Annotated in this window: 10 protein-coding genes; 3 read left to right on the top strand and 7 right to left on the bottom strand. The window is 61.1% G+C overall.

The features are described 5' to 3' along the window. Positions 1-747: 747 nt before the first annotated feature. The 4 genes from AADJ02_RS12745 to AADJ02_RS12730 form a co-directional block, all read right to left on the bottom strand. Positions 748-1,947 carry a hypothetical protein gene (locus tag AADJ02_RS12745; RefSeq protein WP_341213392.1) on the bottom strand — a complete coding sequence of 400 codons (1,200 nt, stop codon included), beginning with the start codon at positions 1,945-1,947 and terminating at the stop codon, positions 748-750. Positions 1,948-2,177: 230 nt separating this feature from the next. Next, positions 2,178-2,960 (bottom strand): hypothetical protein, encoded by a 783-nt coding sequence (locus AADJ02_RS12740; protein ID WP_341213391.1) that lies wholly within the window; start codon positions 2,958-2,960, stop codon positions 2,178-2,180. A 335-nt stretch (positions 2,961-3,295) separates the two neighbouring features. After that, positions 3,296-4,096 (bottom strand): class I SAM-dependent methyltransferase, encoded by an 801-nt coding sequence (locus AADJ02_RS12735; protein ID WP_341213390.1) that lies wholly within the window; start codon positions 4,094-4,096, stop codon positions 3,296-3,298. 227 nt (positions 4,097-4,323) lie between these two features. Further along, positions 4,324-5,355, bottom strand: a complete 1,032-nt coding sequence (locus AADJ02_RS12730) for an NAD-dependent epimerase/dehydratase family protein (RefSeq protein WP_341213389.1) — start codon at positions 5,353-5,355, stop codon at positions 4,324-4,326. 912 nt (positions 5,356-6,267) lie between these two features. On the opposite strand from AADJ02_RS12730, the gene AADJ02_RS12725 reads away from it, so the two are divergent. After that, entirely contained in the window at positions 6,268-6,951 is a 684-nt protein-coding gene (locus AADJ02_RS12725) for a sugar transferase (RefSeq protein WP_341213388.1), read from the top strand. 244 nt (positions 6,952-7,195) lie between these two features. Here the strand turns inward: AADJ02_RS12725 and AADJ02_RS12720 are convergent, their stop codons facing one another. From AADJ02_RS12720 to AADJ02_RS12710, 3 genes are all read right to left on the bottom strand, one after another. Continuing rightward, on the bottom strand, positions 7,196-8,374 hold the full coding sequence (locus AADJ02_RS12720; RefSeq protein WP_341213387.1) for an NAD-dependent epimerase/dehydratase family protein: 1,179 nt from the start codon (positions 8,372-8,374) through the stop codon (positions 7,196-7,198). A gap of 141 nt (positions 8,375-8,515) precedes the next feature. Beyond that, complete coding sequence (locus AADJ02_RS12715) at positions 8,516-9,994, bottom strand: FAD-dependent oxidoreductase (protein ID WP_341213386.1); 1,479 nt, start codon at positions 9,992-9,994, stop codon at positions 8,516-8,518. Between the two features lie 4 nt (positions 9,995-9,998). Continuing rightward, positions 9,999-10,763 carry a hypothetical protein gene (locus AADJ02_RS12710; protein WP_341213385.1) on the bottom strand — a complete coding sequence of 255 codons (765 nt, stop codon included), beginning with the start codon at positions 10,761-10,763 and terminating at the stop codon, positions 9,999-10,001. A 513-nt stretch (positions 10,764-11,276) separates the two neighbouring features. On the opposite strand from AADJ02_RS12710, the gene AADJ02_RS12705 reads away from it, so the two are divergent. After that, on the top strand, positions 11,277-12,284 hold the full coding sequence (locus AADJ02_RS12705) for a glycosyltransferase family 2 protein (protein ID WP_341213384.1): 1,008 nt from the start codon (positions 11,277-11,279) through the stop codon (positions 12,282-12,284). Further along, entirely contained in the window at positions 12,230-13,192 is a 963-nt protein-coding gene (locus tag AADJ02_RS12700; RefSeq protein ID WP_341213383.1) for a glycosyltransferase family 2 protein, read from the top strand. Before AADJ02_RS12705 ends, AADJ02_RS12700 begins: the two co-directional genes overlap by 55 nt. Positions 13,193-13,326 lie beyond the last annotated feature (134 nt).

The raw sequence follows: 13,326 nt of genomic DNA, 5'->3' as shown, positions 1-13,326 counted from the left end.
ATGCTCCACCTTACTCAGGAGTTGAAGCCTCCGACAAAACCGGGGCGCTTCAGTCAGGCCTTCTTTGTATTCCAGGAATGCATCCGCGGGGCGACCCTCGGATTTCGGTCGTGAGGCCGCTTGTGCTGACAGATAAATCAAGCAGATCGATGGAATATCGTTTTGCGAGGTGCCTGTATTCTAGTCGGGCCTCGATTAAAATTCTGGCCGAGATGTCGAGGTTGAGAGGCTGTCCTTTGCTTTCGCTTCGACTGCGGCTCTTCGGAGCGTCGAAACTCTATTAATTGGCGTTGACGTTCCGACTTGGCGCGGGAGTATCTAGCGGCCATTGACAACTCAACTGTTCTTATCAGAGCCCGCCGACTGGCGAAAAGTTGCTTGCCGGCGCCGGCCTTGCACTGAAATTCGACGCCATTTCGAACCCCGAATCTTCGCGCGAAGGTGCCGCCGAGGGTGCCGATCTGCTCGTTATACTGGCGGAATATAGCGAGTTCCGGGTGCCCAATCTTAGAGGGTTGGCAAAGCGAATTGCCGATCTATGAATGGCCTATCTGCGTAAGGTTAATAACCCGTCCCGAGTGCGCGGGGTCGATAACGCCGTTCCTGAGATGAGGTGGTCAGGCAACTCCGACGCGCATCGTGATGGCGTCCCCGGACGCCATTTAGTTGCTCTAAAGCGCTCGTGTCCTTTAGCTTGGACTACGGTTTGCTCGTGCCTACAGCAGTCGCCGCATAGATGACGTCGCTCTATTGCGATGGCAACGCACGAATGGTGTCCAGCAGAGCACGGGCCTCGCGTCCATCTTCGAGAAACAATGCATCGCGCAATTTCATGACCTGCTGCCGTTCAGCGCAGTAGGCGGCCGGATCCACATGTTCGAGGAAATGAGCGATGGGCGCGTCGTAAGGCGGTGCAAAAGCATGGCCGATCCCTGCACTACCGAGCCAGCGATCCATCTCCGTGCCCTCCATCACCAGCGGTACCGCGCCGTAATAGCCGCCCTGATAGACCCGACAGGCACGTAGCAACTGCGAGTTGCCATGCTCGTCGAGCAGGTCGAGGCACCATGAAAAATGCACGCGCCCATACATCTGCTCAAGATCCTCAGGGATGGTATATTCACCGTCGTAGGTCCAATTCGGGTGGCGGTCGACGATCTTCATATAGGCTGCGAGGCCGGTTTCCGTGGGGTAGCCACGGGTGTAGATCTCGACCTTCGGCCCAAGCCGCTCAGCAATGTTTTCGAGCAAGGCCATGCTCGTGGGGCAGCGCAGCGTCCCGAACCAGCCGATCACCCAGCGGTCTTTAATCTCTTCCCAAGCCCGTCCGGCAGAGGTCGCGCGTCCGGTCAGTTCACCCGGCTGGATCTTGTTCTCCAACACAAAACTCGGCCCCGTATAGCGCATCACGGGGCCGTAGAACCCGCTGAGAAACCCGGGAGACAGTGGCACAAGGAGGTTGACAAAGCGCAGTGCCAGCCGCTCGGTAGCGCGAAACAGCGCGCCGGTGGCGTCGGCACGAAAATAGACGGCCTGGATGTCCTCCACCTCGTAGACAACCTTTGCCCGGCTCCCGGAGAGCCATTTGCCGATCAATGCCAGCGCAAGCAAATCGATCTGGCGTGCATAGATTGCATCGGCATGCCGGAAACGGTCGCGGTGGTGCCAAAGCCGCCGGATGGCCCGCATCAGCCGCGGTAGGCGGTTCAGATAATTGCGATCGACGGTCTCGCCGAGATGGATATTCTCCCATTCGGGCTGGAACTCCGTGTTGTACTTATGACGCCGGAAGGTGAACGCCGTGAGCCCGGCCCCGGCCCGGAGGAACGAGCGTATGCGTAGGATCAAGGTGGGGTTGGTGGCGTCACCACCCAGAACCACCAGTTTTAGAGGACGTGGTGCTGTACTGACTCTGTCCGGTTGCGCTGGTTCAAGGGCTCGGTCCATCCAATCCTCCTACAGTCGCTCTTGTACCGCTGGCCGATGCGCAGCGCCTAAAGACCAGAGGGACGGGCGCTACAGAACGATAGGCAGGACATCGCGGTGTCACGATCGCCTGCGACCTCGGGGCACGACCCGACGGCGGGTGCCCGGCACGCCGTTTCAATTCGAGCCTAACCGGGGCCTCTGCGTCGATCTACTTGAAACCGCGCCCCAATCCCAACTGTTGCGCACCGTCACCGGCTATAGCCATATCTCGAGGCGAACCACATCTGAATCGGCGTCATGCCACTATTGGCGAGCGGCCGCGAGGAACTGGTGCGGATTTCGACGCGACCATTCTCGAAGCGATCAGGGTTACCTTGCAAACTGTGGCACGGCCCAAAATCAATCTCGGAGGTGGTTGCAAACCCGTCCTGCTTGCCGCGCAACGCCGGAACCCATTGCTTGATGTCACGCAGGCTTTCCCGTGGCGCCGCGGTGAAGGTTTCGAACGGCACGCGTCTGTAGGGTACCCGCGCTTGCAACGCCTCGCAGACGAGGTTCTTCAGCATCCAGCGCTTGTAGGTCTGCACCTGAGTATAGGTCGGCAGGTTGTCGTCCATTGCACCCTTGCTGCGGCGCCACGACTCTGCGACCGAGACAGGGTTACGCACGAGGTGCAGGCACCAGACATCAAGCCTCGCGTAACGCTTCAGTATCAGCGCACGTGAAGGGTTCTTGGAGGAGTCCACGATGACCGAAACGCCGGCTACCTGCGCAATTCGGCGATAGAGATGCGCCGTGAGCATACCGTACCGCCTGAGCCGAACCCGATCGCTTCGTCCGTAGGCACCCGCCAGCAACCGTAGCGTCTGTCGTGAACCATCGTATCGCTCGAACCCGTCGATAAGTTCGGGCAAGGCGGCCAATAAGGTCTGGTCGGCGAAAACCTCGCGCCAGAAGTAGCAGCCCTGCGGAAGCGCACCGCAGCTGCACCGCTTCTGGTTGCGTTGAAACTGGTGCACGATCTCATGCATCTCATTAAACGACGCGGCTCGGTCAATCGACCCAATACACCGGTCGAGCACGGTCGAGCCAGAACGCCCCTCACCCGCGATGAAAACGACCGTAGGCCCTCCTGCATTCTCCATGAACCCATTCCTGTCCTCGACGCACGCAAAATCTCAACCGCCGTACTGCCGGCGGCTCCGTGAGTGGGGTGCAAACCCTTCTCCGGACGCCGACTAGCTTGCTGTCGGTTTCACGCTAACGTGCCCTGTGGCGAGGATGGAAGCGCGATGTCGAATGTGATCTGAGAACTTTCGGGCTTTCGGGGCTGGACAGCCTTGCCCAGACACCACTTCCGTTTGTCTCAGGGATCGGATCGGCGTGCGCAGAGGATTATGGGTGTTGCAATTGCTGCACCACCCAATGTGGACAGGCCTCGCTCCAGCAGCTCCGACAAGGCCGGACGCTTGAGAATGCGGTGCAATACCATCGGCAGAACGAATTGCCCGACGGACCTGCTCTGTCCAAATCCGGAGGCCCGCAGTAGATTACAGACCTGCTCGGAGCGGAAGAGCCGGTAGCGTCGCGTATCCCCTTCTATGCTCTTCTTGAGATCGAACAGCTGTTTCCCGAACAGGTTGCCCGCGCGCTGTGTCGAGAAATCGACGATTACCGCGTAACGTGCCACCCGGCACATTTCCCGCAACACCTCCTCCCACTGACCGACATGGGCGAGTACACGAAACGCCGTGACCACGTCGAAGCTGCGATCCGGGTGCGGGAGCGCCACCAGTGGTCCCGTCTCGACCGTGAGGCGGTCATCATTGAAATGCCGAACTTGGCCAAGCGCGTCGGGAATACTAGCGCGGATTCTTATGTAGTGGCCATCGACGAGCAGGGCCTTGGCGACATGACCGTGCCCGCCGCCGATATCAAGCACACGGGCCGCGGGCCAAGGCTGCATCATTTCGCGCAGCAGGCTTGACTGTCGTGCCAGCAGCCACTCCCCTGCTGGCCCCTCGAAACGACGGGCATAGCGATCGCTCGAGGAAACGAGGTCGGGGCACGGTGTCCCGATATCGGCAGGCGCCGCTGGGTGCGGCTTTGCCAACCCTTCCCCGAAGTGCACGGCCGTCGAGAGAGCCGTGAGCTTTTCGGATTTCATTCGCTTGGCCTCTCTTGACGGTGCGACGTGACCGCACGGCGCCGGCCCGACTTCGCGCAAAGCGGACCTGTCCGGCCTTGCGAAAATACTCGGCGCAAAATTGGGCGAATTCGGAGCTAAATGCGACACGATCGTCGAACTGCGACAACAGTTCGAGCAAATTTGCGGCATCCATGATCAGGACGACCGCTTACGGCCTGTGTGCAAGCCTGAAAGCTGGTGGAAGATCAGCCTGCCTCTTGCCTGTTGCCTGCCGGAGAAAGAAGGTTCCTGCTGCGGTAATCGGCAATGATTTCGGCGACCTCGCCCGCGAAATCCTGCCTAGGCGTAAAACCGAGAATACGCTGCGCCTTGCCGATATCATATGCTCGATTTTTCAGGAAAAACGAAACACGGCGGCGGAATAGCGGCGGCTCCACGCCGATCGGCTTGCAAATCTTTTCCGTCAGAAAGGCCATTGTCATGACCGGCGCAACCGGCAGATGCAATTTCGGCTCGGGCACCCCGAGTTGCCGGGCTATCTCGCGAACGTTGTCCTTGAGGCAGTGATACCGGGCGCCTCCGATCAAGAAGGCTTCAGCGTTTACATCGGCGCGCTGCATGGCCAGATGAAAGGCTTCGGCAAGGTCCCGTACGTCGACCCAATGGGTCAAGGCAGTGCCCGGTCCGACATAGAAGAACCGCTTGCGGGATATCATGCGAAACAGCTTCAATGTTCGGTCGTCGCCGGGGCCATAGATCATGGTGGGCCGGATCACCACACCACCGATACGACCGCTTTCGAAATAGCTGGCGGCGACCTTCTCTCCTTCGAGCTTTGTGATCTGGTAGAGATCGCCTGGCTTGAAGGCTGCGGTCTCGTTGGCTGGTGGATTCTCAATATGGCTGTGCACGCCATTGGTCGAGCAATGCACAATGCGCGCAGCTCCCGCTGCGATGGCGGCCTCGAAGACGTGCCTCACTCCTTCGACATTCACCTCCCAGAAGGCCTGATCAGGAACTCCCTCCTGACGGAACAGGCCAGCGACATGGTACACCCCAGTCACGCCTTCAAAGGCTGGACCTAACGTCTCGGGCTGCGTCACGTCACCGATGACGACCTCAGCAAGCTTCTCGAGTGCCGCCGCTTGCTCTGGCTTGCGGACCAGTGCCCGCACCCTTTCACCTCGAGCCGATAGGTGACGCACCAGGTGCCCGCCGACGAACCCCGCCGCGCCCGTCACCAGATAAATGGGCCGTTCTGCTTTTTTTGGGGGCATAGCAGGCTCCGGATCTATTGAAGAACTCACACCGAAGAGCGAACCGGTGACTCGCATCGAAAATGCTGGCCGGACTGGGTCGCAGCGCCAACATTCGTCAAAGCATCGGCCGATCGCATCGCGACCGTCAAGTTCTATGTGAAATACGCCTGGCCAGTGTAGCTGGGATCAACGTCGCTTACCATATCGCGCCAGAACCACAGCCATGGTCAGGAGCGCTCCGACGAAGCCCTGCAGAGGAATGGCCCAGAGCAGCGACAGCTCCGCAGCCGAAACGATCCAGAGGGCAATGCTGGCCGAGAGGGGCAGCAGCAGTAGCGCCAGGAATATGACAGGTCGTCTCCGGACGAAGGGTCTGGGTGGGGATATCGTAGCGGGTGCCTCCGCCTCCATATCGGTCTGGGCGTTGATCACGATGCCCCTGCCTTTCGCTGAGTTGAGTAGCGCCATTATGCGGACCCGCAGAACGCATGTTGTGCGGTACCTTCATCGACTTGCTAGATACGCGTTCACTGATAGGACCGCAATGACACGGACCGGCGAGCCAAAAAACCGGCCGAATTCCTCCTATTAAGGGTCGATCCGGTATGCGGGTTCCATCGGGATGCACCGAAGGTTTGCAATATGGCGATTTTGCGGCTTATAGTAGGGGTAGGTGTTGGGATTATGTTTCACGCGAGGATTGCAGGGTTCCATAGGCAACCGGCAGATACGCGGTTTCCGCTCGAGTTCGGCCAAGGCACCATTTTTGCCGCCGGGCTCCCCCTGCCTCGCAGAAGGTCCTGACCATAAGCAAGTCGACCGTCAGAGCCGGCCTTCGCAACGAGGCAGTTTCAGCACCCGCCATGGGGGATGCGGGGTACAGTAAGAAGTCAAAGGTGTTTTTAAACGGTTAAATTGTAGGATGTAGTCATGACGGATACTTCTACGGCCGCCCCGCCGGAACGACCGATAAGGGTCGAACGTAGCCGCCACTTTTTTCAGTTTCGGTATGATGGAGCCGTCAAGCGCTGCATCGACGTGTCTCTCGCGCTTCTTCTTTTGCCTACACTTGTCCCGATCATTACCATCCTGTGGCTGATCGTGCGGCTGGATGGCGGGCCGGGATTGTTCGGGCATACCCGTGTCGGGCGCGGTGGGCGGATGTTCCGCTGCTGGAAGATCCGCACCATGGTTCCTAATGCTAGCAGGCAATTGGATCAACTGCTGGCAAGTGACCCCGAGGCGCGAGCCGAGTGGGAGCGAGACCGCAAGCTGCGCAGCGATCCGCGGGTGACCCGCCTCGGGACCTTCTTGCGCGAAACCTCGCTCGATGAGCTGCCGCAGATCTGGAACGTGCTGACGGGCGAGATGAGTTTGATCGGCCCGCGCCCGATCACAGTCGATGAGCTGGAACGCTATGGTCGTCAGCGTCCCATTTACCTGTCGCTGCGTCCGGGCGTCACCGGTCTTTGGCAAGTTTCGGGTCGCAACGACACAACCTACGATCAACGGATCAAGCTCGACGCCGAGTATTTGCACCGGATGTCGCCTCGCACGGATTTTCACATTCTGCTGCGTACCATGGCGGTTGTGTTGCGCCGAACTGGTTACTGAATCGCGGGACGGCAATCCGTGACTGTTCTCAGGGGCCAGACTTCTTTGCGGATACGCACAGGCCTCCCTTGTACTTGTCACAGCCGCGATGGCTAATCCCCCCCCCCCCCCGGCCTGTTGCATCGGGCGGTCGGGTCACAGAAAGGGATGCTATCCATGCACGGGCACGCCACGCCCTCTGCCGAAGAGTGCGACTGCTAGGCTCGACGGCTTCGCGCCCCTGCCCTGCAGCGACTGCGACCTATCAGCTCGCTGCAACGCGTTGAAGATTGGGGCGCAGCAGCTTCTTGACGTCCGCGATCTCCTCAGCCAGTCCGGTATCAAAGCACTGCGGCGTGAAACCGATACCGCGCAGCGTCGAGTTGTCGACGTCGAGTTCGTTGCCTTCGGGTTCGCGCCGCTCATTGTCGACGAAGACGATCGGCACGCCAGTCAGCTTGGCAATGGTTTCGGCGATATGGAGGACGCAGCAGGTTTCGGCGACTTGGTTGACGACGCGTACGCGGTCGCCGTTGTGGGGCGGCGTTTCCGCGGCAAAAACCAAACAGCGCAGCATGTCACAGATATGGATGAAGCCGCGCCGTTGAGTGCCGCTCCCGAACACCGTCAGGGGCCGCTGAGCAACGGCTTGGCACATGAAGCGATTGACCACGGTGCCATAGACCCGGTCATGATCGAACCGGTTCACCAACCGCGCGTCGATCCGGGTCTCTTTGGTCTGGGTGCACCAGACCACGCCTTGGTGCAGGTCCGTGATGCGGAGCCCGTGGAACCGCGCATAAAAGGCGAAGAGCTGTTGATCAAGCGACTTGGTCATGTGGTAGATCGAGTCCGGCTCACCGGGAAACAGCACCTCTTTCTCAGCCTCGCGGCCATCGGTCCCGAAGGCGCGGACCGACAGATAACCTTCGGGCAAGCGCAACCCGGCGCTGCGATAGCCATAGACCCCCAGAGAGCCGAGATGGATGAGATGCGGATCGCAGCTTGCCTCGACAATCGCGGCCAACAGGTTGTGCGTGGCTCGGAGGTTATTATCAACTGTATAGCGCCCCGCCTCGGGGGACATCATGGAATAGGGTGCCGAGCGCTGTTCGGCAAAATGAATGATGATGTCGGGGCGGGTCTCGGCCAGCAAGATCCGAAGCGCCTTTGGATCGGTAGCGAGGTCGATCTCATGCGACCTGATAGTCCGCCCGGTCTGTTCTTGCCACGCCGCGAGACGTTCTGGCAGGCTGCAAATCGGTAACAGAGGTGTGGTGCCGAGATCCTTATCGATCCGGCGTCGCGCGCCATTGTCTAGGATCGAGACCTTGGCACCGAGGGTGGAAAAGCGCAGGGCCGTCGGCCAGCCACAGAACCCGTCACCTCCTAGAACCAGCACCGTGCGCCCCGAGAAGTCTTCCGACAGACCGGGTGGCGGCATGTCACTTGCTTCCACAGCATGGCCCCCCTCTCTTGCTTACCTCCAATTGCAGCACGAAGCAGGTCAATCCGGCAAGCACGACAGTGCGTCATTCACCTTAAGGTGTAGAAACTTACTGTTCACCCGTGATTTAGCGGCCTTTTAAGGAGCTATCCGCAGCGGCAGACCGAGCGTCTGAGCCGCGCAAGCGGCTTCGCGCCAAAGGTGCATGCCGGATGCCCCGCGCAGCGCGCCACTTTCCCCAATCGTGGAGCGGCGCCACAGCACGTCGTCGAGGCTCATCGCCATTTCGTCGCGCACAGCCATCTCGATCCGCGCAGCCCAGTTCGGCGGGCTTGCGGGGTTGGGCTCGGAAATGACGGGAAGCCGCGTGGCCAAGCTACGTGCAGCTCCTTGCCGCGGAGGCAGACCTTTGCCGAGCCGCGCCTGTACCAGCGTCACCATGCGTGCGGCGACCAGCCGGGCGGTGGTGTATTTTACCCCCGTACAACTGATCAGCCCACCAACCCCTACCTCGGCCTCGTGGTCGATCACTGTGCCGCTTCGCAGCCGCCGGACCGTGGTGCGTGCGTCGTCGACATCGGCTGGGATCAGTCCGCAATGAACATGCAGCAGCTCGTCAGGGCGCAAATGGAGACCAGGGCAGATCGCATTGATCTCATCGAGGAAAGCACTGCTGGCGTCCAGACCATCTCTGAGATCAGTGCCCTCGTGCGGGCTTTCATGCGTGCCGATCATCAAGCGACCGCACCAAGGCACGAAGAAATACATGCGGCCACCGCGTTTCACTATGGCGTCAGCACGCGACCTGCTGATCACCCCGAGAGCGTGTGGCCCGGCAGGCCGGTCGATCACGAGATTCATGGCGCGTGCAAAGCGGGGAAACCGCGACCGCGCCTCGGGGCCGAGTGCCGAGACGGTCAGTCCGGCTGCGGCCGGCCCCGCGCAGCACAAGGTGATGTCGGCCCTGACATCGCCGCGCGTCCCGGCGATCCGGTCGAGCAGCGCTGCGCCTTCCACCCGTCCAGCCGTTCGCAGCAGCGCCTCGGCTTCTACATAGTTTGCGACCAAGGCACCGGCCTGTGTAGCAGCCCGCAGCGCCGCCATCAGCAAGCGCCCGGTGTCCTTGATCTGACCGTCATGCCAGACCCCTGCGCCGGTCACCTCCTCGGGTGCCATAGCCCCGAGCAGGGCCCGCGCGCGCGCGCGCCCCACTACCCGCACGCCCGGCAGGGTTCCGTCGATCCCGACGGCGCCAAGGCCATAAAGCGCGGCGACTGAGGCGAAGGCTGCCGGGCCGCGCGTGCCATGTCCGACGAGCGGAATGACGAATTTTAAGGGTCGTACCAAGTCAGGGGCGGCTCTGAGCCAGAAGGCTCTTTCGCGGGCCGACGCGCGCAGTCGCGCAAAATCGAGGTGCTGCACGTAGCGGATGCCGCCGTGCATGATCTTGAGAGAATTTTGGGAAGTTCCGCTGCCAAAATCCGCGCGTTCGACCAGTGCCGTGCGAAGCCCGCGCAGCGCCGCCTCGCGCGCCGCCATGGCACCATAGATGCCGCCCCCGATTACCAGAACGTCCCAGCGCACGGCACCGAGATCGCCAAGCGTGGCGCGCCGCACCGACCTAACCCGCTCTAAGCCGCGCCTGACGGCGCAGGAAGGTCACGGGGCCGCATCGTCGACCGAAGGTGGGGGGCTGTTTGGTCATCCGCATCAGCCGGTCTCGCAAATCGGCGGCGGGGCACGCTGGATCGGGCGCGGGGTCGAGGACGATGCCATACCGCCCCGCGTCCCGCACCGATGCCGCGAGGGGCAGCGGGTCGGTGCCGGGCAGCACCGGCATTCCGCCGAAACAGCTTGGCGCTGGCCAGCCTGCAGGGCGACCGGCGTTGTCTCCGAGAAACAGCCCCCCCCGTGGTCCCGCCTCCAGCAGCCTTTGCAGTACCCGACCGCGACGACCGAGCCATTTGCCCGCCCCCCACGGTAGGACGGCTGGTATGCGTGCCTGCCCCAAACTGGCCAAAATCTCCTTCGCCGTTTGTCCGCTCAAGCTGGCTGGCCGCGATGCCAGCGCCAGAACCTCAAGCCCCTCCGCGCTCACGATCTGACGCCCCGAGACAATCAGCAACCTCGTCCCGTCCGTTCTTTGCAGCCACACCGCTTCTGGATCGCCCTGGGTGAGCTCGGCCCGCCAGCTCTTCGGCAATCCTTGCCCGGCCGCGAAGGCCTCGAACACGCCGCTTTCAGAGATTTCAGTCAGCACCAGTGCCCCGGGCTCCTCTGAATGGTCGTGAACGCGGGCCGCCTTCGACAGATTGATCACCGCCGCATCGAGAAACACGGCTCGGTCGAAGCATTCGTGTAAATGTACGTGAGTATCGATCAACATGACCCGGCCACCCAGAAAGCACGCCCCGGCCGCCGCCGCGCCGCCGGAGCAGCACAGGCCCCGCCGGTCGACACTAACCGAGTTTGGGCACAAATATAGTCCGGTCGTGCAGGATTCGGGTCGTTTCGACCTTCGACACCCAGCGGGCAGAGGCGCGATCGCGGCCAATAGGCCCTCAGGGTCGCCGCCTGACCGAAAGTTCCGGAATTTGCGAGTTCGCCGGCATGGTGTCCCTCCTCATAAGGCGAAGCCGACCCAAGATCCTAATCGGTCGTGAAGTCATGATTGTTGACAGGCGCTGGTTCGCCCCCGAAAATCGAAGGCAGCTTTGCATGTCAATGGCCGTGGCGGGACGGGCAGATGCAAGGTGTGCACTTTCACCACGAAATGATTTCGAGTGGCATGCAGGATTCTACGGATCTGACAAACCTTGGGCGATATGCCGCTGCCCTTCGTAATGCGCGAGGTCCGGGGGCATCAACGTTGCTGTCGGAATCATCCGATTGTGACGACATGCTGGGGCTAGACGGTATTCGGCCGGATGCCGTTCTAGTTGCGATCCCTACCCTGAACGAAGCGGTGCATATCGAGGCCTGTCTGCGCTCCCTCATTGGGCGGGACGACTTCTGCAAGGAAGTGAGGGTCGCGATTGTCGACGGCGGCAGCAGCGACGACACATGCAAGATCGTTTCGTCGCTTCGCAGGGAGTTCGCCAATATTCATCTGATCGACAATCCCGACAGGGTTCAGTCCGCGGCCATCAACAAAGCGGTCCGTGATTTGGCAAGGCCCGGATCGCGGTATCTCATTCGATGCGACGCGCATGCACTCTATCCGAACGGCTATATCCGCCGCGTGATCCAAGCCTTCGCCCAGCATCCCGATGCAGGCTCCATTGTCGGAGTTCTCGATGCCGGGGGGCGGAACTGCTTCCAGCGCGCCAGCGCGTGGCTGATTGATACGCCGCTAGGGTCGGGCGGGTCGGCCCACCGGGGCGGCACGCGGTCGGGCTGGGTAAAACATGGCCACCATGCCGGTTTTCGGCTCGACTGGTTCCAGCGGCTAGGCGGTTACGATCCGACCTTCACCCACAACGAGGATGCGGAGTATGATCACAGGCTGATCACAAGTGGCGGCAGGATCTGGCTCGACGGCGATCTTCGCATTGACTACGTTATGCGGCCAACGCCAAAAGCGCTGTGGTTGCAGTACTGGCGCTATGGCAAGGGAAGGGCCCGGACGACACGCAAGCACGAGGTACGGTTGCAATGGCGCCAAGCGACCCCGGCGCTGTCGCTCGTGGCGCAACTGGCCGCCCTGCTCATGGCACCGGTCTGGCCGGCCTCGCTGGCGCTGCCGGCCCTGTATCTTTTCGCCATGGCCACTGCCTCCGTCGTGGCCATGGCGAAGATGCGGAGCCTATGCGGACTATGGGCCGGCGTGGCGGCCTTCATCATTCACAATGCATGGGCCCTAGGATTTATTTGCGGAAAACCCTTTGGAAAAGCCCGGGTCCGATGACCACCGTCGCGGTCACCATGTGTACGTTTCGTAGGCCGCAGGTCGTCGAGACCTTGCACTCGGTCGATAGACAGAGTTTGCCGGATAGAATGCGGCTTCGGATCATTGTGGTCGACAATGACACAACCGACACCGCCCGCCCTGCGATCGAAGCGGCCGCGACTAAGGCCATATGGCCGGTGAGCTATGTCCATGCCCCGGCGGGAAACATATCCATTGCAAGGAATGCCGGGCTCGAAGCCGCGGGCGATGTCGACTGGGTCGCCTTTCTCGATGATGACGAGATCGCGGAGCCGGGATGGTTGGCGACGCTGTTGGACTGTGCACAGGCCACGAGCGCCGATGGTGTCTTCGGCCCCTCGCTTGCGAGATACGGCGATCTCGCGCCGCCTTGGATAAGGGCCGGCGACTATCATTCCAACATCCCGACCAGGAACGCGGGCAGCGTCATTACCGGCCATACCTGCAATGCCCTGTTGCGTTGGAACGGCGCCCCCTGGACGGGTGCGCGCTTCGATCTATCACGCGGGCGCTCGGGCGGCGAGGACACCGCGTTTTTTCTTGATTTGTATCAGATCGGTGCCAGATTCGAAATCTGCCTTGATGCTGTGGTGAAAGAAGAAATCGAGGCAAATCGGCTGACGTTCAGGTGGCTTGCACGGCGTAGATACCGATCTGGGCAAAGCTTCGCCGCCTTCGCCTCCGGGCGCAGGGCAAAGATTTTGTTGATCATAACGGCCAGCGCCAAGCTCTTGAGCTGTGGACTGGCTGCGATCCCGACCGCCTTGTCGACCCCGCGGCGCAACTACTGGCTGTTGCGGGGCATCCTGCATGCCGGAGTCGTCGCTGGTTGCATCAATCTTGCGCAAGCGGAACTTTACGGGATCAAAACGGAAGGGCAAATTTGAGAGCTATCCTCCGATCTGCCCCTCGGCCCTCGCTGTCAGAGCACAGAAGTCGCATGTGGCCGCCGGATTGCACCTTTCTCGTCTAGGCCAGTGTCGGCCCTAAAACCGGCTCGCGGCCCTTTGGAGTATCAACG

It is taken from the genome of uncultured Limimaricola sp. (assembly GCF_964022235.1).
GTDB lineage: Bacteria > Pseudomonadota > Alphaproteobacteria > Rhodobacterales > Rhodobacteraceae > Limimaricola.
Note: the sequence above shows the minus strand (reverse complement) of the source record. Positions and strands in the feature narration are given on the sequence as shown.